The organism is Metabacillus idriensis, from assembly GCF_050483325.1.
In the GTDB taxonomy this organism is placed as follows: Bacteria; Bacillota; Bacilli; order Bacillales; family Bacillaceae; genus Bacillus_P; species Bacillus_P idriensis_A.
On sequence record NZ_JBCMYF010000026.1, the window covers coordinates 18,800 to 41,998 of the forward strand.

General features: G+C 41.0%; 17 protein-coding genes and 1 tRNA gene. 16 read left to right on the plus strand and 2 right to left on the minus strand.

Annotated features, from left to right (window positions below; translation table 11 throughout):
• The first annotated feature begins 171 nt into the window (after positions 1 to 171).
• From ABEQ24_RS15020 to ABEQ24_RS15045, 6 genes are all read left to right on the plus strand, one after another.
• Positions 172 to 1,113 (plus strand): carbohydrate ABC transporter permease, encoded by a 942-nt coding sequence (locus tag ABEQ24_RS15020; protein ID WP_252203609.1) that lies wholly within the window; start codon positions 172 to 174, stop codon positions 1,111 to 1,113.
• Positions 1,113 to 1,940: a carbohydrate ABC transporter permease gene (locus ABEQ24_RS15025; RefSeq protein ID WP_430007532.1), complete on the plus strand. Its 828-nt coding sequence runs from the start codon at positions 1,113 to 1,115 to the stop codon at positions 1,938 to 1,940. The genes ABEQ24_RS15020 and ABEQ24_RS15025 overlap by 1 nt, the downstream gene beginning before the upstream one ends.
• 82 nt (positions 1,941 to 2,022) lie before the next feature.
• Entirely contained in the window at positions 2,023 to 3,306 is a 1,284-nt protein-coding gene (locus ABEQ24_RS15030) for an ABC transporter substrate-binding protein (RefSeq protein ID WP_430007533.1), read from the plus strand.
• Positions 3,307 to 3,959: 653 nt separating this feature from the next.
• Positions 3,960 to 5,771 carry a cache domain-containing sensor histidine kinase gene (locus ABEQ24_RS15035; protein WP_430007534.1) on the plus strand — a complete coding sequence of 604 codons (1,812 nt, stop codon included), beginning with the start codon at positions 3,960 to 3,962 and terminating at the stop codon, positions 5,769 to 5,771.
• The gene (locus ABEQ24_RS15040) at positions 5,752 to 7,329 is read left to right on the plus strand and encodes a response regulator transcription factor (protein ID WP_430007535.1); all 1,578 of its coding nucleotides are present in this window, start codon (positions 5,752 to 5,754) and stop codon (positions 7,327 to 7,329) included. The genes ABEQ24_RS15035 and ABEQ24_RS15040 overlap by 20 nt, the downstream gene beginning before the upstream one ends.
• A 115-nt stretch (positions 7,330 to 7,444) precedes the next feature.
• Positions 7,445 to 7,518, plus strand: a tRNA-Gly gene (locus ABEQ24_RS15045).
• A 112-nt stretch (positions 7,519 to 7,630) separates the two neighbouring features.
• Here ABEQ24_RS15045 and ABEQ24_RS15050 read toward each other — a convergent pair.
• Positions 7,631 to 8,296, minus strand: a complete 666-nt coding sequence (locus ABEQ24_RS15050; RefSeq protein WP_430007536.1) for a B3/B4 domain-containing protein — start codon at positions 8,294 to 8,296, stop codon at positions 7,631 to 7,633.
• Between the two features lie 87 nt (positions 8,297 to 8,383).
• Between ABEQ24_RS15050 and queG the strand changes: the two genes are divergently transcribed.
• From queG to ABEQ24_RS15085, 7 genes are all read left to right on the plus strand, one after another.
• Positions 8,384 to 9,517, plus strand: coding sequence for a tRNA epoxyqueuosine(34) reductase QueG (queG, locus tag ABEQ24_RS15055; RefSeq protein ID WP_430007537.1), 1,134 nt, complete (start codon positions 8,384 to 8,386; stop codon positions 9,515 to 9,517).
• Between the two features lie 65 nt (positions 9,518 to 9,582).
• Positions 9,583 to 10,473, plus strand: a complete 891-nt coding sequence (locus ABEQ24_RS15060) for an amidase domain-containing protein (protein WP_430007538.1) — start codon at positions 9,583 to 9,585, stop codon at positions 10,471 to 10,473.
• Positions 10,474 to 10,517: 44 nt separating this feature from the next.
• Entirely contained in the window at positions 10,518 to 11,003 is a 486-nt protein-coding gene (trmL, locus tag ABEQ24_RS15065; protein ID WP_430007539.1) for a tRNA (uridine(34)/cytosine(34)/5-carboxymethylaminomethyluridine(34)-2'-O)-methyltransferase TrmL, read from the plus strand.
• Positions 11,004 to 11,751: 748 nt separating this feature from the next.
• A complete protein-coding gene (locus tag ABEQ24_RS15070) occupies positions 11,752 to 13,647 on the plus strand; it encodes a PrkA family serine protein kinase (protein ID WP_430007540.1) in 1,896 nt (631 codons plus the stop codon).
• Positions 13,648 to 13,810: 163 nt separating this feature from the next.
• Entirely contained in the window at positions 13,811 to 13,972 is a 162-nt protein-coding gene (locus tag ABEQ24_RS15075; RefSeq protein WP_154317796.1) for a hypothetical protein, read from the plus strand.
• 352 nt (positions 13,973 to 14,324) lie between these two features.
• Positions 14,325 to 15,497 (plus strand): sporulation protein YhbH, encoded by a 1,173-nt coding sequence (gene yhbH / locus ABEQ24_RS15080; protein WP_430007541.1) that lies wholly within the window; start codon positions 14,325 to 14,327, stop codon positions 15,495 to 15,497.
• A 130-nt stretch (positions 15,498 to 15,627) separates the two neighbouring features.
• A complete protein-coding gene (locus tag ABEQ24_RS15085) occupies positions 15,628 to 17,013 on the plus strand; it encodes a M48 family metallopeptidase (RefSeq protein WP_430007542.1) in 1,386 nt (461 codons plus the stop codon).
• 357 nt (positions 17,014 to 17,370) lie between these two features.
• Here ABEQ24_RS15085 and ABEQ24_RS15090 read toward each other — a convergent pair whose 3' ends face one another.
• Positions 17,371 to 18,792 carry a PLP-dependent aminotransferase family protein gene (locus ABEQ24_RS15090; protein ID WP_430007543.1) on the minus strand — a complete coding sequence of 474 codons (1,422 nt, stop codon included), beginning with the start codon at positions 18,790 to 18,792 and terminating at the stop codon, positions 17,371 to 17,373.
• Positions 18,793 to 18,897: 105 nt separating this feature from the next.
• Here ABEQ24_RS15090 and gabT point away from each other — a divergent pair, with 105 nt between their 5' ends.
• The 3 genes from gabT to ABEQ24_RS15105 are packed head-to-tail and all read left to right on the plus strand — an operon-like array spanning position 18,898 to position 22,983.
• Entirely contained in the window at positions 18,898 to 20,199 is a 1,302-nt protein-coding gene (gene gabT, locus ABEQ24_RS15095; RefSeq protein ID WP_430007544.1) for a 4-aminobutyrate--2-oxoglutarate transaminase, read from the plus strand.
• Positions 20,200 to 20,225: 26 nt separating this feature from the next.
• Entirely contained in the window at positions 20,226 to 21,617 is a 1,392-nt protein-coding gene (locus tag ABEQ24_RS15100) for an APC family permease (protein ID WP_430007545.1), read from the plus strand.
• Positions 21,592 to 22,983 carry an NAD-dependent succinate-semialdehyde dehydrogenase gene (locus ABEQ24_RS15105; RefSeq protein WP_430007546.1) on the plus strand — a complete coding sequence of 464 codons (1,392 nt, stop codon included), beginning with the start codon at positions 21,592 to 21,594 and terminating at the stop codon, positions 22,981 to 22,983. Before ABEQ24_RS15100 ends, ABEQ24_RS15105 begins: the two co-directional genes overlap by 26 nt.
• Positions 22,984 to 23,199 lie beyond the last annotated feature (216 nt).

Below are 23,199 nucleotides of genomic sequence, written 5' to 3' on the forward strand. Positions count from 1 at the left end.
GCTTTTTTGTTGTACATTTAAGTAAAGTGCTTATCATGAGGAGGAACTGAGGTTATTTATTGAATATAGTCAAAATATTGCACCTTCTACGTCAATTTAGTCTCCCCATGTAAGTAAGCGCTGCCATTATAATAAAAGAAAGCGATTACAATGAAAGGGGTGGTGATACGGTTGGAAACGAAAATTCAAACGGATCCGGTAAGCACGAAATCTCATTTGGAGGCAGTGCCTAAAAAGAAATTTAAGTATAAGAGTTTACTAACATACGCTGCCTTTGTTGGACCGGCACTTTTATTTTTCCTGGTGATTCAGATTCTTCCATTCTTGATGGGTCTTTATTATTCATTTACTTCATGGAATGGAGTCAGCTCGGCTGTTGAGTGGGTAGGAATTGAGAATTATAAGAAAATCTTTACGAACGATCCGGCCTTTTTTAATTCTTTTATGTTTACGACGAAATTTATGTTTGCGGCTGTTATTATCAGTAACTTAATAGGTTTTGCGTTTGCGCTGATTTTAAATGCTGCGCTTAAAACCAAGAACATATTGCGGACCGTGTTTTTTATTCCGAATGTTATCGGCGGATTGCTGCTCGGGTTTATCTGGCAGTTCATTTTTGTAAAAGGATTTGCTTCGATTGGGAACATGACGGGCATCGAATTTTTCAAAATGCCGTGGCTTGGGGATGAAACCACAGCGTTCTGGGGGATTGTCATCGTGTTTGCATGGCAGACAAGCGGTTATATGATGGTCATCTATATTGCAGCGCTTCAAGGTGTAGATAATTCATTGCTCGAGGCTGCAAAAATGGACGGTGCATCAAGCTTTACCCTTTTAACAAAAATTATTATTCCGTTAATTTTACCGGCATTTACGATTTGTCTGTTCTTAACGATTTCGATGGCATTCAAGATCTTTGATCTGAATATTTCCCTTACAGGCGGAGGGCCATTCAATTCAACGCAGTCTGTAGCAATTAATATTTATCAGGAAGCCTTCCAGAACAATCGTTATGGATTAGGTACAGCGAAGTCCATTCTGTTCTTTGTAGTAGTGGCAATCTTTACTACCGTTCAGGTTATGATGACGAAGAAGAGGGAGGTTGAGGCATAATGGGCAGCCGGTATACTAGCAGAACGTTTCTATTAGAGCTGATAGCGATTGCCGTCGCGCTCATTTTCCTTATCCCGTTTTACTTTGTGCTGGTCAACTCAGTCAAGCCGTTTGCAGCAATTCTTATTGATGCAGCAGCTTGGCCGAAGGAATTCATGTTTTCGAACTATGCTAAAGTTTGGGAGGTTATTAACTTCCCGCGCGCTTTCTGGAACTCCTTTGTGATTACTGTTTTCAGTAATATTGGTTTAGTTATCATCAGCTCGATGGCTGCGTGGAAAATGGTCCGCACGCCAGGGAAGTTCAGCAAGATTTTATTCATTCTTTTCGTAGCTGCCATGGTCATCCCGTTCCAGACGGTCATGATTCCTCTCATGAAGCTTGGCGGCACGCTCGGAATCACAAATAGTATTCCAGGCTTAATCATGATGTATTTTGGATTTGGTGTTCCGCTTTCGCTGTTCTTATATCATGGCTTCGTGAAAACAGTTCCTGTGGAGATTGAAGAATCAGCGAAAATTGACGGATGCAGCGAGTTCGGAGTGTTTTGGAGAATCGTTTTCCCTCTTCTAAAACCGATTACTGTTACAGTTGTTATTTTGAACACGCTATGGATCTGGAATGATTATCTGCTTCCATTGCTTGTGCTTCAGGATGCTGAACTGCGGACGATACCGCTTGCAGCAAGCTCATTCTTTGCTCAATATACAAAGCAGTGGGATATGGGTCTTGCAGCTTTAGTGCTCGGTATTACACCAGTAGTAATCTTCTTCTTATTCTTGCAAAAGCACATTATCAAGGGCATTGCTTCAGGTTCAATCAAGTAGATATAAAGTTTCTGCATTCATTGACTGTAATGGATGCAGAAAATTATATAATATTAAAGTAATCAAGGAGGTCAATCCATTCATGAAACGCTTTCTGTTATTATGTATGTCTTTAGTATTCGTATTTGGTATTATGGCTGGCTGTTCTTCTAAAGAAACGGCTAAAGATGGTGGATCAGGCGGAGATTCAAAGTCTGGCGATGAAGTAGTAACGCTTAATTTCTTCCAGTTCAAAGTTGAAATCGCGGATCAGCTTCAAGCGATGATTAAAGAATTCGAAGCTGAGCATCCAAATATTAAAGTTAAGCTTGAAACAGTGGGCGGCGGTGCCGATTACGGCGCAGCGCTTAAAGCAAAATTTGCTTCAGGTGAAGAGCCGGACATTTTCAACAACGGCGGATTTAAAGAATTAGAGCTTTGGAAAGAAAAGTTAGCTGACCTTTCAGGCGAGCCATGGGTTGAGCATGTTCTTCCAATTGGTAAAGTGCCAATGACAGATGCAGACGGCAAGCTTTATGGTATGCCTGTAAACCTTGAAGGATATGGATTTGTTTACAATAAAGATTTATTTGAAAAAGCGGGGATTACTGAGCCGCCTAAAACGATTGACGAGTTAAAAGAAGCTGCGAAAAAGCTTGAAGCTAAAAAGATCACTCCATTCTCTGCCGGTTATGGCGAGTGGTGGGTAATTGGACAGCATTTACTTAACATTCCATTTGCTCAGCAGGAAGACCCAGAAGCATTTATCGCTGGATTATATGATGGATCTGAGAAAATCGTCGGCAACAAGCAATTTAAAGAATTCAAAGAAGTACTTGATACAGAGCTTAAATATGCAAACGACAACCCATTAACAACAGATTACAACACTCAAGTAACACTTTTTGCTTCTGGTGAAACAGCAATGCTTCAACAAGGAAACTGGACTGAGAACATGATCACTGAAATCAATCCTGAAATCAACATGGGCTTCCTTCCAATTCCAATCAGCAATGATGAAAGTGCAGGAAACCTTCCTGTAGGCGTTCCAAATAACTGGGTATTGAATAAAAACTCAGAACATCTTGAAGAAGCTAAATTATTCTTAGACTGGATGGTTTCTTCTGAAACTGGTAAACGCTACATCACAGAAGAATTTGCTTTCATTCCAGCATTTGATAACATTGAGCCGGCAGGTCTTGGCGATCTTGGAACGTCAATCCTTGATTACTCTAAGGAAGAGAAAACAATTCCTTGGACTTGGTTCAAATGGCCGGATGGAGCAAATAAAGAATTCGCAGCTGCTATTCAGGAATACGCTGCAGGCAAAATTGATTATGATACATTGCTTGAGAGATTCCAATCTTCATGGGATAACTTGAAGTAATAGACTGATAGAAAGCACGCCTGTTATGGGTGTGCTTTCTTTTCATATTAGCTGACTTTATGCACGAACAAATAGGTTCAAACCTGGCTGGCGAAAAAATTTGAGTTAGCAGCACGAACTGGAGTGTTTAAGAGCGATTAAGTGTTGTAAAAAAAGGAGTTAGCAGCACGATCTGGAGTGATCAAGAGCGGTTAAGTGTTGTAAAAAGGAGTTAGCAGCACGAACTGAAGTGTTCAAGAGTTATTAAGTGTTGTAAAAAGGAGTTAGCAGCACGAACTGGAGCGTACAAGAGCGATTAAGTGTTGTAAAAAGGAGTTAGCAGCACAAACTGGAGCGTACAAGAGCGATTAAGTGTTGTAAAAAGGAGTTAGCAGCACAAACTGGAGTGTTCAAGCGCGATTAAGTATTGTAAAAAGAAGTTAGCAGCACGAACTGGAGTGTATAAGTGCCGAGTGGCGCATCAAAAGGCTTACGCAACGCTAACTATAAAAATTCGCTTCAAAATAGATCATTTTAAGACTGCAATGTAATGCCATCCACAAAACCCCCTATCAACTCCAAAGGTATTTGCAGGAAGATTCCAAAAAGTTCTTTTAAGCATATGAACCTAGTTATATACTAAAGAATAAGCGAGTCCCTGGAGGTCAGACCCCATGCTGAAGAGAAGCATCCGCAATAAGCTGATTATTTTATTGATGATTACAACGATTGTGCCATTCGGCAGTTCGATTTTAATAACGTATTTATATACAAAAGGGTCGCTTGAAGATCAGGTTGTCAAAGAAAGCAGCAACCTGCTGTATCAGGGGAAAATCAATCTGGAAAGCTATTTGAATGAGCTTAACGGGCTGACCCTCTCCTTATACAACAATCCGGATTTCATTAATTATTTGAGGTCTCCTGATGAAAAAAATGACTATCAAAATGTCGGCATTGTGAAAAATGTGATGCAGACGATTCTTTATACTGGAGATACGATCAACGAAGTGAAAATCTCTTTTGCAAAAGATGACAGAGTGATCTCCGCAACGAAACGATCGACTGTTGTATTTTCAACCAGCGTTGAAGACGAGAAGAATGAGGCGTTCAACAGTGCTGAGCGCAGTCCTTACAATATGTATATTGAGCCTATATATGCGAGTCATGAAAATAGTGCCAGTAAAGGAAGAGACATTATCATGATGCACAGGGCCCTCACAAATGTTCCCGGAAGCGATGTACTCGGCTACATTACCCTTGGAATCTCTCCGGATTCGATCATTGATATGAGCAGAAACTTGTACAACCGCGAAGCAGAGGAGTTTTTTCTGCTTTCATCAGAAGGAGAGATGATCTACAGCTCAAATGAAGAGATTGCGGATCTCCAGAATGATCAGAAGTGGATTGACAGCGTAATGAAAGCAGACAGCACATCAGGCACTCTTGAGTGGAAAGAGGATTCGTTTAATGGCGTGATGATGTATGACAGGCTGTCTGATTCCTCTGGAGGCTGGATTCTAGTAAAACGTGTGCCGTTTCATATTTTATATGACAGCGCATACAGCGTAGCGAAAATTAACATTCTTTTTGGTGTTCTCGGTTTGTCGCTCGTCGTGCTTGCGGTCTTGTTTGTTTCGTTTAAAATTACGTCTCCGATCCGGATTCTTCTGCAAAATATCGAACAGGTCGAAAAAGGGAACATGAAGATTGCCTCCCAGTCTTTTGGATCGGATGAAATCGGCATACTCGGCTCCCGTTTCCAGCAGATGATCGAGCGGATTAATCAGCTGATTACAAGGGAATACAAGCTTGAGCTGGAAAACAAAACAAATCAGATTAAAGTGCTGCAGTCGCAGATTAATCCGCATTTCCTTTATAATGCCCTGCAGTCCATCGGGACGGTTGCATTAAAAAATAAAGTTCCGCAAATCTATTCATTGATTACTCATCTCTCAAAGATTATGAGATATGGGATGAATATGGAGGAAGATCTCGTTCCGCTGAACAAAGAAATTACCTACACAAATGCTTATCTGCTTTTGCAAAAAGAGCGGTTTGGCGACCATCTTCATTATCATGTTGAGGTCGAGCAAAACGTTCAGCAAATTCCTGTCCCTAAAATGATTCTGCAGCCTATCATTGAAAATTATTTCAAGCACGGGTTTGATATCCGTGAAGGAGTTGGTAGTATAGAGCTGAAGTGTTACAGGGACGATGATGAGCTTGTGCTGAGGATATCTGACAACGGATTTGGTGTGACTCCGCAAAGACTGAATGAGATTTATAAGCACTTTAGAGCGGATGCGCTGAATAAAAAAGGTCCAAAGACAAATATCGGACTGAAAAACGTCTATTCGCGGCTGAAGCTTTATTATGATCACAAAGCAAAGCTTTTTCTTGAAAATAAAGAGGAAGGCGGATTCATGGTCACCATGAGGCTGCCCGTCCAGCTGGAAGGTGAGAGAATTGAAGGCCATCATAATTGATGATGAAAAGCATGTGCGTGAAGGGCTCATGCTGCTCGCTGACTGGGAAAAGCATGGCATTGATACCATTATGGAAGCAGAAGACGGTGAAGAAGCCGCCGCACTAATCACCGAGCACAGGCCGGAAATTATTTTTACAGATATGAGAATGCCAAGGAGGGATGGAATAAGTCTGTTAAAATGGCTTCATTCCTCTGATTTCGGCAGCAAAACGATTGTTGTGAGCGGGTATGATGATTTTGATTATATGAGAAATGCGATTGCATATAAAAGCTTTGATTATATTCTTAAGCCAATTGAACCTGATGTTTTAAATGAAACGCTTGAACGGGCCGTTGCAGAATGGAAAGAGCAGGCAAGATCAAGAACCTCTCAGGCTGAGGAAAGCCTTGTCATGAACGAAGTGAAGCCGCTCTATTGGGACCGGCTGTTATCAGGTCTCTGTGCAAAAAAAGAAAGATCCGAATCCGCGGAAAAGAAAATTGAAAAAGAATTTGGCATATCCATGCCGCTTGCAGAAAAAACAGTTGCCATTCTTCCTTTAAAATCAATTGTCATGAAATCATTCAAAGGAGATTATGAGCTTGCCTATTCGACCTTGACCTGCATCTGCAACAATTTAGTAAGAAAGCAGAATGACGGTGTATGTTTCCGGAACATCAACAAGGAAGAAGAGCTTGTTATTCTCTTTTGGAAGAATAAGAATGTGGCGTACCTCGCTGAGGAGATCAGCTCAGCCATCTATCAATCTCATAAAATTACTTGTATTCTTGCACTTGGCAAGAAATCGAATGACTTGAGCGAGGCTTATACATCTGCTGAGCAAGTATATATAAAACATCATTTATTAAGTCAGAAAAGGATTGTGACGGGTCAAGAGACGGATACAAAGCCGCTTTTGCATCTGTTTGATTATTCAAACGAACTGAAGTGGTCGATTAAATCGGGAAGTATGGCACAGGCAGAAAAACAGCTGGAGCAGATTTTCATTAAGCTGGTTAATGAACATACTCTTTCATTAGAACAGATTGAACTCTGGGAAAATCAATTTGATTTGCTGAGAAACAACTGGATGAAAGAATATGAGGTTCATCACCATCCTGTTTTTTATCAAGGCACAGATTATTGGAAGGAAGACGGTTCTTTTTCTTTTGAAAAATTTAAGGAAGAAAAGAAAAAGGAATTCAGCGAGCTTATCAAGATTTTATCCAATGTGAAGTATCAGAAAGAAAAAAACAACATGCAGCAAATTGAAGAATACCTGCAGCAGCATTATCAGGAAGATATCAATCTCCAGGATATTGCCGACCGTTTTTTTCTGAGCCGCGAATACATTTCGAGGAAATTCAAACAGGATTATCATGCAACACTTACGGATTACCTGACAAATATCCGCATGGAGAAAGCCAAAAACCTGCTTTTGAATCCATATTTGAAAATATATGAAGTGGCCTATGGCGTAGGCTATCAAAATGAAAAGTACTTCAGTAAGGTATTTAAGAAACATGTTGGACTTACTCCAAATGAATACCGGCATTCCCTGACATCTAAATCATAAATGACGATGGAGAAAAAACAGGATTTCTGTTTTTTCTTTATCGTTATTTCGACAAAATGTGATATTTCGGTTGAAGAAGGGTTCAATTTTTGCTATACTATTTTTATTATCTCTTGCGGGTGTAGTTTAATGGTAAAACTCTAGCCTTCCAAGCTAATGTCGTGGGTTCGATTCCCATCACCCGCTCCAATACATATACAACGCAGTGTTTCGTTTTTTGACAAACGGGGCATTGCGTTTTTTCATTTTTTAATGAAAAATCCCTCCCTGAAAACAGAGAGGAAATGCTGGATCTGATGAATTATTTAACTAACCTGTACTTTCCATCCCCGCCATGAATCTGAATGAACATTTTCGTTAAAGATGATAACATTTCATCTGCATTTTCATCATTCATGCTCGGCTGGAGGTAGATCAAGTGAAGTGCGTTTACCGTTTCCTCAGTGACTGCGGTCCGCTTTGAATCCACGTAAGGGCTGCCAAAAGGACCAGTATTATCTGATGAAAGAAGTTTTCCATTCATGGATACATCCCGTCCATTGATGGCCATATAAACATCCGCTTCTTTTCCTGTCCTGATTTCAATATTCCCGGACAGCTTATCGAAATCGTAAATGCCGAATGGAATCTGATGCTGCAAAGAGAAGAAGTTATTTAAATCGACGGCTGAATGGATAGGTTCAAGATACTGCTGCTTTTGAATTCTGCGGTACAGCGCTTCGCTTGAAGGACGATAACGGCCTGGATCTGCGCCAAGCTTTTTAAAAATGCTGCGCCATTCCAGAATTGGTTTTAGATCCTGTACTTTTTTGTCTTCCATTTCAAAGAAGATCGATTCCTGGAAGAGACGCATTCTTCCTTTAAGCATTTGCGGGGATTCTGATACACTTATCGCTGTATACTCAATAACGCCCAATTTGAAATCAGGGAAATGCTGTTTGATTTCAGGGTTTATGGAAATTTCCATCATTTTATCCTCCACTTTTTAATGAACTTATTTTACCATATAAGATAATGTCTTTTCGAAAATACGAACCGAAGGGAGGTGCAGGACATGAATTATGAAGAACTTAAACAGGATATTCTTTCATTTTGCAAGAACATTGGCATTGACAAAATCGGATTTGCACAAGCTTCTGTTTTCGATGAGCTGAAACAGAGGCTGATTGTTCATGAACAAAAAGGATTTCAATCCGGTTTTGAAGAGCCTGATCTAGAAAAGCGGACAAACCCCGACATTCTCCTTCCGGGGGCAAAATCGATTATATCCATTGCACTTGCATATCCATCGAAGCTGAAGGATGCACCCAGAAGCACGAAGGAAGATAGAAGAGGTATCTTCTGCAGAGCTTCCTGGGGACAGGACTATCACCATGTGTTAAGAGATCGCCTTAATAAGCTCGAGGCATATATACGGGAGCGGGTTCCGAATGCTGAGTTTAAATCAATGGTTGATACAGGTGAATTGTCCGACCGGGCTGTGGCTGAAAGAGCGGGCATTGGCTGGAGCGGGAAAAACTGCGCGATCATCACTCCTGAATTTGGATCTTATGTATACTTGGGTGAAATCGTAACGAATATCCCATTTTCACCGGATACACCGATGGAAGACCGCTGCGGCAGCTGTAATATTTGTGTGGATGCTTGTCCGACGGGAGCTCTTGTACAGGGCGGCCAGCTTGATTCAACTAAATGCATCGCTTTTTTAACACAGACGAAAGGCTTTTTAGCGGATAAATACAGAAAGAAGCTTGGCAATCGTTTATATGGCTGTGATACGTGCCAAACCGTTTGTCCTGAAAACAAAGGCAAGGATTTTCATCTTCATGCAGAAATGGAGCCGGACCCAGAGATTGCAAAGCCGAAGCTGAAGCCCCTGCTTACTATGAGCAACAGAGAGTTTAAAGAAAAGTTTGGTCATGTATCCGGGTCATGGAGAGGGAAGAAACCGATTCAGAGAAATGCGATTATTGCACTCGCTCACTTTAAAGATCAAACCGCGATCCCTGAACTGATCCAGCTGATGCAAAAAGATCCCCGTCCGGTTATCCGCGGAACAGCTGCTTGGGCAATTGGCTCAATTGGGGAGAAAGAAAGGCTGATTGACTTGCAAAAAGCCCTTCAGCTTGAAGAAGACGAAGAAGTCCGGAATGAAATCGAAAAAGGAATATCGCTAATAGAAGCGTAAGTTTCATACTTGCCAATCTCCTTTCATATGGTCTAACTAAAGACAAATATGGCGGTGAAGCATTGATGAAAAATGATCTTTCAGCTGCAATAAAGGCGAAGTTAGAGCTTCTTATTAATAATCGGCGTGCTAAAGAGCTTGATTTTATAGAAGACAGCAAAGCGATGCTGCGGAAAAAAAAGATTCTAAAAGACCGGGATGTCGAGATTTTAAAAGGAAATGCCTCTGTCCAATTGCTTTCGCTTGAGAACGTATCAGAAGGTGAGCAGCGTGTTCTCTACCGGTGCCACTATAAATACTTTCATAAAGATAAGGAATTCTTTTATCTCGAAGAAAAAGCGGAAAACCGCATAGCTTTGTTTCAGAATGGAACGATCATAAGGGATTTTAAAATCGAGCATGAGTATGATGAACCTTTTGCAGAAAGCGAAGATGCTCCTAATGAAAGAGTATCTTTCTTTTATGACAGGCTCGCTGCCGTTCAATATGCCGAGAGATGGTGGAACACCCACAATCCCAAGTTTAAAAACTTCGATGTGAACTGCACGAACTATGTTTCCCAATGTCTTCACGCTGGCGGCGCTCCGATGAGAGGGTACCCGGGACGATCAAATGGATGGTGGATGCAGAATAATATATGGAGCTACAGCTGGACAGTTGCCCATTCCCTTACTCTGCATCTCGGAAATTCAAAAACAGGCTTGAGGGCTACCGCTGTCCGTGCGCCAGAGGTATTAATGCCTGGGGATGTCATCTGTTATGATTTTCAAGGAGACGGCAGGTTTGATCATACAACGATTGTTGTAGCAAAGGATCAGGCAAACATGCCTCTTGTAAATGCAAATACGTATAACAGCCGGATGCGTTATTGGGATTATGAAGATTCAACAGCTTATACACCGAATATAAAGTATAGATTTTTTCATATCGAAGATGATTCAGGTTCTAAAAAATAATAAGTGGTATAATACGGGTAACAGATTTAGATGAGGTGAAGAAAGTGGCATTACATGTCGTACTCTATCAGCCGGAAATTCCGGCAAACACAGGAAATATTGCGCGCACCTGCGCTGCAACCAATACCACGCTGCACTTAATCCGTCCTCTTGGATTCAGCACAGATGATAAAATGCTGAAGCGTGCAGGGCTTGATTATTGGGAATTTGTAAATGTTGTTTATCACGATTCCTTAGATGAGCTTTTTAAAGCCTATCCGGAAGGGGAATTCTACTATATAACGAAATTCGGAGAAAAACCGCATACAACATTTGATTACAGCAATCATGAGGAAGATACCTTCTTTGTTTTCGGGAAAGAAACGACAGGGCTTCCGAAAGACTTAATTGCTGAAAATCTGGAAAAATGTCTCCGTTTGCCGATGACAGGTAATGTGAGATCCCTCAATTTATCGAACACCGCTGCAATCTTAATCTACGAAGCATTAAGACAGCAGAACTATCCCGGATTACTTAAAAAAACGACCTGAGAAATGCTTCTCAGGCCGCTTTTTTTATGTTTATTTTTTCACGCCCGGCTTATCGTTGTACCCAGCAGTGAATATCGAAACCAGAAAAGTGATGCATACCCCTAAGATTAATGCCAATTTCATCGTGCGGATTCCTCCCTTATATGTAAATGATGACCCTTACATAGCTAGTCCTATTATATCTTATCCCTAATATCATGTGAATAAAAATGGGAACATTTCCTGAATTATCTTTTTATGTATGATTTTTAAGATGGTCTTGAATGAACTCTGGAGCTGAACAGTCAGTTCCGCTTTTCTTATGCCCAGATCCATCGCTCAACTCCTCGGCCAGAACGGATTCGTCAGCAAAGGCAAAAAGCGCATTTTCTGCCGAATCCTTATCTGTCTGTCGGGTCTAACCAGTCGGTTCCGCTTTTCTATTGTCTAGCTCCATCACCCAACTCCTCGGCCAGAACGGCTCCGTCTGTAAAGGCAAAAAGCGCCTTTTCAGCCGGATCCTTATCTGTCTGTCGGAGCTAAACGGGTGATTACGCTTTTCTTATTGTCCAGCTCCACCTCCTAGCCCCTCGGCCAGAACGGATTCGTCAGCAAAGGCAAAAAGCGCCTTTTCTGCCGAATCCTTATCTGTCTGTCGGGTCTAACCAGTCGGTTCCGCTTTTCTAAATTAAACAAGAATGTTAAAGGACATCCTCGCATAAAGTGTATTAATCGCGCTCAAGTATCACCAATGATGGAGGAGGTCCTTATGGATATCTTAAAAAAAATTGAAAAGTACAGAGAAGATGAACAGCGACTGAAGTGGGAAGGAACCTTCGTTGAGTATTTAGAGATGTTAAAAGAGAAACCATGGGTTGCACAATCGGCTCACTCACGAGTTTACAATATGATCAAAGATGCCGGTATAGAGGAAGAAAATGGATCGAAACGCTACAAGTTCTTTGATCATAAGCTGTTTGGACTTGAAGAGTCACTGGAACGACTTGTAGAGGAGTACTTCCACCCGGCAGCTAAGCGGCTTGATGTCCGGAAACGGATTTTGCTGCTTATGGGGCCGGTCAGCGGCGGTAAATCAACGCTTGTGACCATGCTGAAGAGGGGGCTTGAGTCATATTCTCTGACGGATCGCGGTGCAGTTTATGCGATTAAAGGCTGCCCGATGCATGAGGATCCTCTGCATTTAATTCCCCACCATCTAAGAGAAGATTTCTTTGATGAGTATGGCATTCGCATTGAAGGGAATCTTTCGCCTCTTAACCTGATGAGACTTGAGCAGGAGTACGGAGGCAGAATAGAAGATGTATTGATTGAGCGGATCTTTTTCTCGGAAGATAAACGGACCGGCATCGGAACATTCAGCCCGTCAGATCCGAAATCACAGGATATTGCAGACTTAACAGGAAGCATTGATTTTTCAACAATCGCTGAGTTCGGTTCAGAGTCAGATCCGCGGGCCTATCGTTTTGACGGCGAGCTGAATAAGGCAAACCGGGGAATGATGGAGTTTCAGGAAATGCTGAAATGTGATGAAAAATTCTTATGGCATTTATTATCGCTCACACAGGAAGGCAATTTTAAAGCAGGCAGATTCGCCTTAATTTCAGCGGATGAACTGATCGTTGCCCATACGAATGAAACAGAGTACCGTTCGTTTATATCGAATAAGAAAAATGAAGCTTTGCATTCCAGAATTATCGTGATGCCTGTTCCGTATAATTTAAGAGCTTCTGAGGAAGAAAGAATTTATGAGAAGATGATCAGTGAGAGTGATGTAGCAAATGTTCATATTGCCCCTCACACGATGCGGGTTGCGGCCATGTTTACCATTCTGACCAGATTAAAGGATCCTAAGCGGGGCGATATTGACCTCGTCAAAAAGATGCGGCTGTATGATGGTGAAAGTGTTGAAGGCTACAATAGCGTCGATGTAGAAGAGCTGCAAAAGGAGCATGTGGATGAGGGAATGAGCGGGATTGATCCGCGCTATGTCATCAACCGGATTTCTTCGACCATCATCAGAAAAGAAATTCCTTCTATTAATGCCCTGGATGTCCTCAGATCATTAAAAGAAGGATTGGATCAGCACGCATCCATCTCAAATGAAGATCGTGAGCGCTATTTGAACTTTATCTCCGTTGCGAGAAAAGAATACGATGATCTTGCGAAAAAAGAAGTGCAAAAGGCATTCGTTTACTCATACGAGGAGTCTGCCAAAACACTTATGGATAACTACTTGGATAATGTGGAAGCTTATTGCAATAAGAACAAGATCCGCGATCCGCTGACTGGGGAAGAGATGAATCCGGACGACAAATTGATGCGCTCCATTGAAGAACAAATTGGAATTTCTGAAAATGCGAAAAAAGCGTTCAGGGAAGAAATTCTTATCCGAATCTCTGCTTATGCCCGTAAAGGAAAACGATTTGATTACAACTCCCATGAACGTCTTCGTGAAGCCATTCAGAAAAAGCTCTTTGCTGATCTGAAGGATGTAGTGAAAATTACAACATCTTCGAAAACACCTGATGAGCTGCAGCTGAAGAAAATCAATGAGGTTGTAAAAAGACTCATTGATGAGCACGGGTATAACTCAACATCCGCAAATGATCTGCTGCGTTATGTAGGCAGTCTGTTAAATCGGTAAACGAAAGCCGGGTGATTGTGCCCGGTTTTTTGACGCAGAAATGGGAGGGTGAACGGTTTCCGTTCTAAGCGTGGAAATTTTCGACAAAGCCTGATGCAGCTTAGTTAAGGTTTCAATTTGGATAATAACGGGAAAAGTGAAAATAAGACGGGAGGTGCTTACCATGACAAAAAGAAATGAAACAGAAACAGAAAACGGCTCAATGGTGCGCAATATGAAGGATTTAGTAGAGCATTCGAAGATCATGGAGCATATGAAAACAAATCAGGAAGTGAAAAAAAGCGGTAAAAAACCTGATCCTGCTCAGCATGAAGATAAAAAATAACACTCTCTGATATGAATGTCAGAGAGTTTTTTTCTGTCCTTTTTTAAATCAAGAACATGCTTGATCAAAGAATAATGCATATGTATGAAGGCGGTTTCTTTTAACTGTGCAAGATTAAAGCTCTTTGCTGAATAAACTGGTATTCTCGTTAAATAATTATGCACAATGAAACTTGTCTATTTTTTATGAGGGCAAGCCTTATTTTCTAAATTATTTGTCAATTATCTCTTTTTTCAGCATAGGATAGAGTAATCTAAACAATACCGAATCTAGACCCAAGGCTATTTTATGTATATAGGTGCAGTTTGGTGAATCTATTCCAAAATTTATTTTTGGAGGGGGAGAAAATAAGATGATAGAAGGAAATGGGCGCAACTTTGTCATTTCGAATGAAGATTGGTCCCTCCATCGCAAAGGCCACGACGATCAAAAACGTCACCAGGAGAAGGTTCAGGAAGCTATTAAAAGCAATTTGCCAGATTTAATTACAGAAGAAAATATTGTGATGTCAAATGGTAAAGATGTTGTTAAGATTCCGATCAGGTCACTGGATGAATATAAAATCAGATACAATTATGATAAAAACAAACATGTTGGTCAGGGAGATGGAGACAGCAAAGTCGGCGATGTTGTAGCAAGAGACGGTTCTCAGTCAAATGCAAATGGTCCCGGAAAAGGGCAGGGCGCGGGCGATCAGGCGGGCGAGGATTATTACGAAGCAGAAGTATCGCTGATGGAGCTTGAGGAAGCGCTGTTCAAAGAGCTTGAACTGCCAAACCTTAAGAGAAAAGAGCTGGACCAGATTGTTGTAGAAAATATTGAATTCAATGATATTAGAAAAACAGGATTGATGGGGAATATTGATAAAAAACGAACGATGCTATCTGCCTATAAGCGCAATGCGATATCAGGGGCACCGAAGTTTCATCCGATCTATCCTGAGGATTTAAAGTTTAAAACATGGAATGAAGTGGTGAAGCCTGAATCACGCGCAGTCGTTTTAGCGATGATGGATACAAGCGGATCCATGGGTATTTGGGAGAAGTATATGGCTCGAAGCTTTTTCTTTTGGATGACAAGATTTTTGCGCTCCAAGTATGAAAAAGTTGAAATTGAGTTCATTGCCCACCATACAGAAGCAAAAGTCGTCTCAGAAGAAGATTTCTTTTCAAAAGGGGAAAGCGGAGGAACGATCTGTTCATCTGCCTACCGGAAAGCGCTGGAAATCATTGAAGAAAAGTACCATCCGAGCCGCTATAATATTTATCCTTTCCATTTTTCAGATGGGGATAACTTAACATCTGACAACGCCCGCTGCGTGAAGCTTGTGGGAGAAATTATGAAGGTTTCCAACATGTTTGGATACGGGGAAGTTAATCAGTACAACCGCCATTCTACTCTAATGTCCGCTTATAAGAATATCTCTGATGAAAGATTCCGCCATTATATCCTCAAACAAAAAGTCGATGTGTTTCACGCGATGAAAGGATTTTTCCGAAAAGATGAAGAGCAGATGTATGCATAGAAAAAGAGGACGAAATATCGTCCTCTTTTTCTAGTTTTCTATGAATAAATGACCTTCCAATCTAACAGAAAAATAGGTAAAATAGGATAGTTCATATCACACATGAAAATTACATTATCCGGAGGATCAAATGTCAGAGCATATACACAGAAAAGAACATATTTATTTCATTATCCTGCTTTTAATCAGTATTCCAATGTACTTATTATTTATTATCACAGGAGTCGGTCTTTTCATCTTAATTCCCTTTATCCTGATCCCGCTCATTGCTCATTTGCTTTCTATTGGAATGATCCGCGGCAATGGAGTGAAGGTTACTCCAATTCAGTTTCCCGAGATTTATGCAAAGGTGAATGATCTTGCCGTCAAAATGGAAATGAAGAAGCTTCCTGATATTTTCATCATTGAATCAGAAGGCATGCTTAATGCGTTTGCGACAAGATTTTTAGGGAGAAACATGGTTGTGCTCTATTCGGGAATAGCCGAACTGCACGTAAAGGGCGGAAAAGAGGAACTTGATTTTGTCATTGCGCACGAGCTTGCACACATTAAAAGAAATCATCTGTTCAAAAATCTCCTTGTTCTGTTTGGAAACTGGGTGCCGTTCCTCGGCAGCGCTTATTCAAGAGCCTGCGAGTATACGTGTGATACTCTCGCTCACTATTACACGGAAGATCTGGATGCCTCAAAACGGGCTTTGACTGTCCTTGCGATTGGTCCAGTGCTTTATAAACATGTGAATGAAACGGACTATCTGCAGGCAAGCAGCCGTGAGAAAAATCTGTTTGTCTGGTTCAGTGAAAAAGTTTCTACACACCCTGTACTGCCAAAGCGGATACATCACCTGAATGTGAAATTTGGCGAGTCTGATCCATCAATCTCATTTAAGACAACTGCTTTGTTTAAAGCGGGCTTAGCTGGAGCATTTGCCTTAATCTTGCTTTTAGGAGCCGGAAGTGTCTTTTTGGTTCAAATGCTTGCTAAAACAAGTCTTTACAGTGATTTTGTACTGGACAGCGAGGGAACAACCCAGCTTATGCTTGCAGCTTCAGAGAATGATTTAGAACGTGCAAAAGAGCTTATAGAAAGCGGGGAAGACGTAAACGCACTGGATTCCATTGGCATGACTCCGCTTATGTACGCAAGTTATCCGCCGGCAGATGAGTACGAAGAAGAGTTGATCATCAATGCAGAAATGGTGGAGCTCCTCCTTAAAAATGGGGCAGATCCGAATATCATGTCAGATAATGGAGATGTGGCTACGGTAGATATCATTTACTCAGGTGATCTTGATTTAGCCGAACTGCTGCTTGAAAAGAATGCCGATATCAATCTTGAAGACGGCTACGGGCAAACAGCGCTTATTGCTGCAGTTTATGAAGAGGATGTAAAAATGGTCGAATTGCTGTTGAATGCAGGAGCGGATCCCGATTATGCCACAAGTGAAAGTGAAACGGCGCGATCGATTGCAGAGGAATTAAAGGTGCCGGAAATTACTGCCCTGTTAAACAAGTAGATTGCAATTTTCACAGAAAATGATATAATTTTGGTAATTTACAGTTGAAAGGGAGATACACCGTGTAAGTAAATCGTTCTTCTATATTCTTATCTAAATTTACCATAAAAGGAGAAACGGTTTTAGTTGGATCTTGATAGTTGAAGGAGACTGCACATATCACTTACATTTATTGTACTCGTGATTCTGTTTGTTCTCAGTATTTTAACCTTAGAAGTAAACAATCCGCCGCGTGTGCAAATGGCCTCCGGTCATTTGCCTGCTGTCCAGTCTTATCAGGAACTTCGTTCTAGATAAGAAATATATTGATTAATAGATGCATTAAAAGTCCAAATCAGATATGATTTGGACTTTTTTCTATACCTTACAAGAAAATATCGCATACAGCCGATTCACCGCTTCTTTTATTTTTTCCTCTTGAATATTGGCAAATCCGAGAACGAGACTGATTTTGTTTTCTTCTATTATTCTGTGTTTTAGCATGAAACGCTTCATTGTATAGATTTCCAGATTTTCTGCAATTGCTCTCTTTTCAATCTCCCCATAATCCAGCTGCGTCTTGAAATGAGCAAGAAAGTGAAGTCCGGCGGGGACATTTTCTATTGAGACATTATGTTTAAAGCGGTGCTGCAGTTCTTTGATTAACGTTTTTCTTTTGATTTCATAATGGTGATTCATCCGTTTAACATGCCGGATGTATTCGCCGCTTTCTATAAAGTAATGCATCGTAAATAGACTCAGTGTATTGCTCGATTGAATTAAATCAGCATAATACCCGCGATGTTCCCTTAATAAATTGGGGGGAAGGACCATATAACTGATCCGCAGTCCCGGAAACATTGTTTTTGAAAATGTGCCTGTATAGATGACCCGCTGATTTCGATCTAAGCTTTGCAAAGAGGGAATATGATCTGTTTCATATTTAAATTCACTGTCATAATCATCTTCGATAATGTACCGGTCAATAGAAGAAATCGACCAGTTTAATAGTTCAATTCGTCTTGCAATCGGCATGATTTTACCGGTTGGAAATTGGTGTGAAGGTGTGACGACTGCAAAATTTGCACCGGACCGTTCCACTTCATTGATGTTAATCCCTTTTTTATCCATTTTAACTGGACGGATGTCAAATTCCATCTTTTTCAGTAAATGATAGAGTCTTGAATATCCTGGATCTTCCATGGCAATGATGGTCTCTTTATTACGGAGCTCCATTAATTGGCGGACTAATGATTTTGTCCCTGCCCCAATCACAATTTGTTCTGGTTCACATATGACCCCTCGTGTTAACGCGATCAAATGGCAAATCGATTTCCTGACTGAGTATGGCCCCTGAGGATGGGGCATTTCCGAAAGCTCTCTTGCGTGATTCTTTATGGCTTTTTCCTGACATCTCACCCACTCTTTAAATGGAAATAACGATAAACTTGAAGTCATATGAGAAAGGGATAGTGAATCTCCGCTGCCGGATTTAGTTTCTCTTAGATCAGCCGGCAATGTATTTTTCACTGATGCTCTTTGATTAATAAACTGAGTAATATTTTCGACATAATATCCCTTTCTTTCAACGGGATAAATATAACCTTCAGCCAATAATTGATCATAGGCATTCATCACTGAATTGACACTGACCTCTAATTGTTTTGCCAAAATCCGTTTAGAAGGGAGCTTATCATCCGGCTTCATTCTTCCTTCTAATATATTTGCTTTAATCCCCTTATAAATTTGCTGATAAATAAAATGGGAATCCATTTTTTTATTAATTGAAAAGTTAATCATGATTATCCCTCTTCATCTGGTACCTAAAATATTTTCTATTTGGTACTTTTCATTATACCAGATAGTTATCATAATTATGAATAAATTCTGATAAGGAGGATTATTATGATAACTGCACATTCAACTACTAAAGAATTACAAGAGAAAAGAAGGAAGTATGTCCCGAAAGGTGTGAGCAATGGAAACTTGAACATTGCCCAATATGCTTCCGGTGCAACAGTTACAGATATGGATCAGAATGAATGGATAGATTTTGCAGGTGCGATCGGCACTTTGAATGTAGGGCACAGTCATCCAAAAGTAACTCAGGCAGTGAAAGAGCAAGTCGATAAATTTTTGCATCCTGGATTTAATGTCATGATGTATGAAGGCTATATTAATTTGGCAGAAAAATTATGCCGCATTACTCCAGGCACCTTTGACAAGCAAGCTATTTTATTTAATTCAGGTGCTGAAGCTGTGGAAAATGCAATCAAAATAGCCCGCCGCTATACAGGAAGACAAGCTGTCGTTTCCTTTGTCCGCGGTTATCATGGCAGAACGAATTTGACAATGACGATGACCAGCAAAGTAAAACCATATAAATTTGGATTTGGGCCGTTTGCTCCGGAAATCTATCAGGCTCCATTTCCATATCTCTATCAAAAACCAAATGAAATGACGGAAGAATCCTATGTAAACATGAAAATTGAGGAATTTAAGGAGTTCTTCATTGCTACAGTTGCTCCGGAAACAGTTGCTTGTGTTGTCATGGAGCCTGTACAGGGTGAGGGCGGATTTATTATTCCACCTGTTAAATTTGTACAAGCCGTTTATGATTTTTGTCAGGAGAACGGGATTGTTTTCGTAGCGGATGAAATTCAGACTGGGTTTGGAAGAACAGGCAAGTTATTTGCAATTGAGCATTTTAATGTAGCCCCTGATCTGATAACAGTATCAAAGTCATTGGCAGCCGGTTTGCCATTAAGCGGTGTTGTCGGCAAAACGGAAATGTTAAATGTAGCTGATCCAGGAGAACTCGGAGGCACATATGCAGGAAGTCCGGTCGCATGTGCTGCAGCATTGGCGGTAATTGATATCATGGAGGAAGAAAAACTGGTGGAAAAGGCAGAAGTGCTTGGACAAAAAATGGAAGACGTTTTACATGAACTCTATGAAAAACATGATTACATGGGAGATATTCGCCGATTAGGTTCTATGGTCGCGGTTGAAATTGTGGAAGACCGCATAAGTAAGCTGCCTGATAAAAAGAAGACAGCAGAAATTGTGAAGTACGCAAATGAAAATGGTTTATTGCTTCTCTCTGCAGGTTTAAAAGGCAATGTTATTCGTTTCCTTATGCCGCTTGTGATTACGGAGGAGGAATTGGCAAAAGGACTGGCTATTTTGAAAAAGGCGTTTCAATAATTCTGAATGACAAGGGGGGGAATTAGATGGAGAAGAATTTTTCGAAATCAATGTCGAAGGTAGATGTCTTATTTTTAGCCATGGGTGCCATGCTTGGTTGGGGATGGGTTGTTCTTTCAGGTGAATGGGTATCTAAAGCAGGATTTTTAGGAAGCATCATCGCCTTTTTGATTGGCGGACTATTGGTTATTTTCATTGGCTTAACTTATGCAGAACTTGCAGCAGCGATTCCGGAAACAGGCGGGGGACTGGTTTTCGTCTTGCGCGCATTTGGAAAACGGAGTTCATTTGTAGCAGCCTGGGCTGTTTTATTTGGATATGTTTCTGTTATCACCTTCGAAGCCGTCGCGCTTCCTACCGTTTTAGATTATATTTATCCCGTTCAGCATCAAGTCTTTCTCTGGACATTGGGGGGATGGGATGTTTACTTAACCTGGGCCCTGATCGGATCTGTCGGAGCCGTTCTTTTAACAGCTTTAAATTATTTTGGGATAAAACCGGCAGCCATTTTCCAGTCTGTTTTTACAGTTGCTATTGTCGCAGTTGGCCTCCTGTTAGTATTTGGGGCGATTAAAAATGGGAATACAGCTAACCTTGAGCCTCTTTTTAAGAACGGAGCCGGAGGAACAATGGCCGTATTGGTTATGATTCCATTCCTGTTCGTCGGCTTTGATGTTATTCCGCAAGTCGCGTCTGAAATTAACGCTCCGCCGAAGATTATTGGCCGGATCTTGATTATTTCTATTATCACCTCTGTCGTGTTTTATTTATTTATCGTATTTGGGGTTACAACAGGGTTAACAGAGTCACAGATTGCCAGTTCTCAATTAGCTACTGCTGATGCCATGGTCAATTTATTCGGGAATCAATGGTTTGGCACCATTCTTGTCCTGGGAGGCGTAGCAGGAATCGTTACAAGCTGGAACGCCTTTATTATCGGGGGCAGCCGGATTCTCTATGCGATGGCCATTCGGGATATGATCCCTAAATGGTTTGCTCATATCCATCCAAAATATAAAACTCCGACAAATGCCATTCTCTTTCTGGGGCTGCTTGCCTTCATCGCTCCTTTCTTGGGCAGACCGGCTCTCGTTTGGATTGTAGATGCAGGCGGGGTTGGAATCGTCGTCGGGTATTTGATCGTGTCTATTGCTTTTTTAAAGCTTCGGAAAGCAGAACCGAATTTAGAACGTCCATATAAAGTGAAATACTGGAAAACAACAGGAACTATTGCTATCATATTAAGCATCATTTTCTTAAGTTTCTATTTGCCCGGCATGCCTTCTGCTCTTGTCTGGCCGATGGAATGGATCATCCTTGCTGTATGGTGTTTAATAGGAGCTGCTTTATATTTCACAAGTCCAAATGAAAATAGAAAAGAGATGAATACGAATGCCGGAATCGTTGAAAGTAAATAATCCTGCTACAGGGCAGATGATTGCAGAAGTTAGCATTCATTCTGAAGAGCAAATCAAACAATCACTGAAAAAAGGACATGATAGCTTTAAAAGCTGGTCTAAAATAAACGCTCACGAACGATCAAGACTGTTAAAAGAATGGTCCCGAAAAATACAGGAAAATAAAAGCGAAATTGCTGAAGTCATGACACTGGAGAACGGGAAACCTTTAAAGGAATCCTTGGGTGAAGTCGACTACGCCGCAAGCTATATCGACTGGTATGCTGAAGAAGCCAAACGCATCTATGGCCGCACCATTCCCGCATCTTCAGAATCAAAACGTATTATTGTAAGCAAACAGCCAATAGGGCTGGTCGCTGCGATTACCCCGTGGAATTTCCCGGCTGCAATGATGACCAGAAAAGCAGCCCCGGCCCTTGCAGCCGGCTGTACCTTTATTGTGAAACCTGCAGAAGATACGCCTTTAACTGCTATAAAGGTTATTGAACTCGCACATGAAGCAGGGATTCCGGAGGATGCCATTCAATATGTGATCGGTGACGGAAAAGAAGTGGGAGACTTATTTACTTCAAGTGAATATGTAAGAAAAATTACGTTTACGGGGTCGACTCCTGTAGGAAAGTCTCTCATCAAAAACAGTGCAGATACGGTCAAACATGTCACAATGGAATTAGGCGGACATGCTCCTCTAATCATTGCGGAGGATGCAGACCTTGAGTTTGCTGTTCAGCAAACCATCGCCTCTAAATTCAGAAACGCGGGACAAACATGTGTATGTGCTAACCGTATTATCGTTCATGAAACGATTATTGAAGAATTTTCTCAAAAACTGACAGAGAAAGTGAAAGAATTAAAAGTAGGAAACGGTCTTGAAGAGGGTACTCAAATAGGTCCTATTATCAATGAAAAAGGATTTAACAAGATTGTTGAACAAATCAATGATGCTCTTGATAAAGGGGCGAAAGTACTGACTGGCAATGAATTCCGCGCAAGCAAGGAACAGGGTTATTTCTTTGTCTATCCAACAGTCTTGCAAAATGTTCATGAAGACATGAAAATCATGCGGGAAGAGACATTTGGACCTGTAGCGCCGATTATGAGCTTTAAAGATATTGAAGAAGCTGCAGAAATTGCTAACAGTACCCCTTATGGACTTGCTGCGTATTTCTTCACCAATGATTACAAAATCGGAACCTATTTAAGTGAACATTTAGACTTTGGTATTATTGGCTGGAATGATGGAGCTCCTTCTGCTGCGCATGTGCCGTTTGGCGGAATGAAAGAAAGCGGTCTGGGACGAGAAGGCGGTACGGAAGGCATTGAGCCATATTTAGAAACAAAATTTATTTCGATCGGGAATTTATAGATTGTATTTCCCAAAATAGGTAATAGAAATGAAAGCCTAATTTCTCTCATGAATCACGGAGGAATTAGGTTTTTTGTATTCTTAATATCAAATTGGAGGAATACATAGTGATTTTGCAGGATTGAATCATATGGTATTCGAAGCATAAGTATATTTAGATTGGAAGGACAAAATGGAACCGCTTCAAAGAACAATTAAATCGTTTATGACAGAGGG

Excerpts from the sequence above, each read along its gene's own strand:
- ABEQ24_RS15025 (WP_430007532.1), top strand. The coding sequence starts at position 1,113 with ATGGGCAGCCGGTATACTAGCAGAACGTTTCTATTAGAGCTGATAGCG.
- ABEQ24_RS15030 (WP_430007533.1), top strand. The coding sequence starts at position 2,023 with ATGAAACGCTTTCTGTTATTATGTATGTCTTTAGTATTCGTATTTGGT.
- ABEQ24_RS15035 (WP_430007534.1), top strand. The coding sequence starts at position 3,960 with ATGCTGAAGAGAAGCATCCGCAATAAGCTGATTATTTTATTGATGATT.
- ABEQ24_RS15050 (WP_430007536.1), bottom strand. The coding sequence starts at position 8,296 with ATGGAAATTTCCATAAACCCTGAAATCAAACAGCATTTCCCTGATTTC.
- queG (WP_430007537.1), top strand. The coding sequence starts at position 8,384 with ATGAATTATGAAGAACTTAAACAGGATATTCTTTCATTTTGCAAGAAC.
- ABEQ24_RS15060 (WP_430007538.1), top strand. The coding sequence starts at position 9,583 with ATGAAAAATGATCTTTCAGCTGCAATAAAGGCGAAGTTAGAGCTTCTT.
- ABEQ24_RS15070 (WP_430007540.1), top strand. The coding sequence starts at position 11,752 with ATGGATATCTTAAAAAAAATTGAAAAGTACAGAGAAGATGAACAGCGA.
- ABEQ24_RS15075 (WP_154317796.1), top strand. The coding sequence starts at position 13,811 with ATGACAAAAAGAAATGAAACAGAAACAGAAAACGGCTCAATGGTGCGC.
- yhbH (WP_430007541.1), top strand. The coding sequence starts at position 14,325 with ATGATAGAAGGAAATGGGCGCAACTTTGTCATTTCGAATGAAGATTGG.
- ABEQ24_RS15085 (WP_430007542.1), top strand. The coding sequence starts at position 15,628 with ATGTCAGAGCATATACACAGAAAAGAACATATTTATTTCATTATCCTG.
- ABEQ24_RS15090 (WP_430007543.1), bottom strand. The coding sequence starts at position 18,792 with ATGATTAACTTTTCAATTAATAAAAAAATGGATTCCCATTTTATTTAT.
- gabT (WP_430007544.1), top strand. The coding sequence starts at position 18,898 with ATGATAACTGCACATTCAACTACTAAAGAATTACAAGAGAAAAGAAGG.
- ABEQ24_RS15100 (WP_430007545.1), top strand. The coding sequence starts at position 20,226 with ATGGAGAAGAATTTTTCGAAATCAATGTCGAAGGTAGATGTCTTATTT.
- ABEQ24_RS15105 (WP_430007546.1), top strand. The coding sequence starts at position 21,592 with ATGCCGGAATCGTTGAAAGTAAATAATCCTGCTACAGGGCAGATGATT.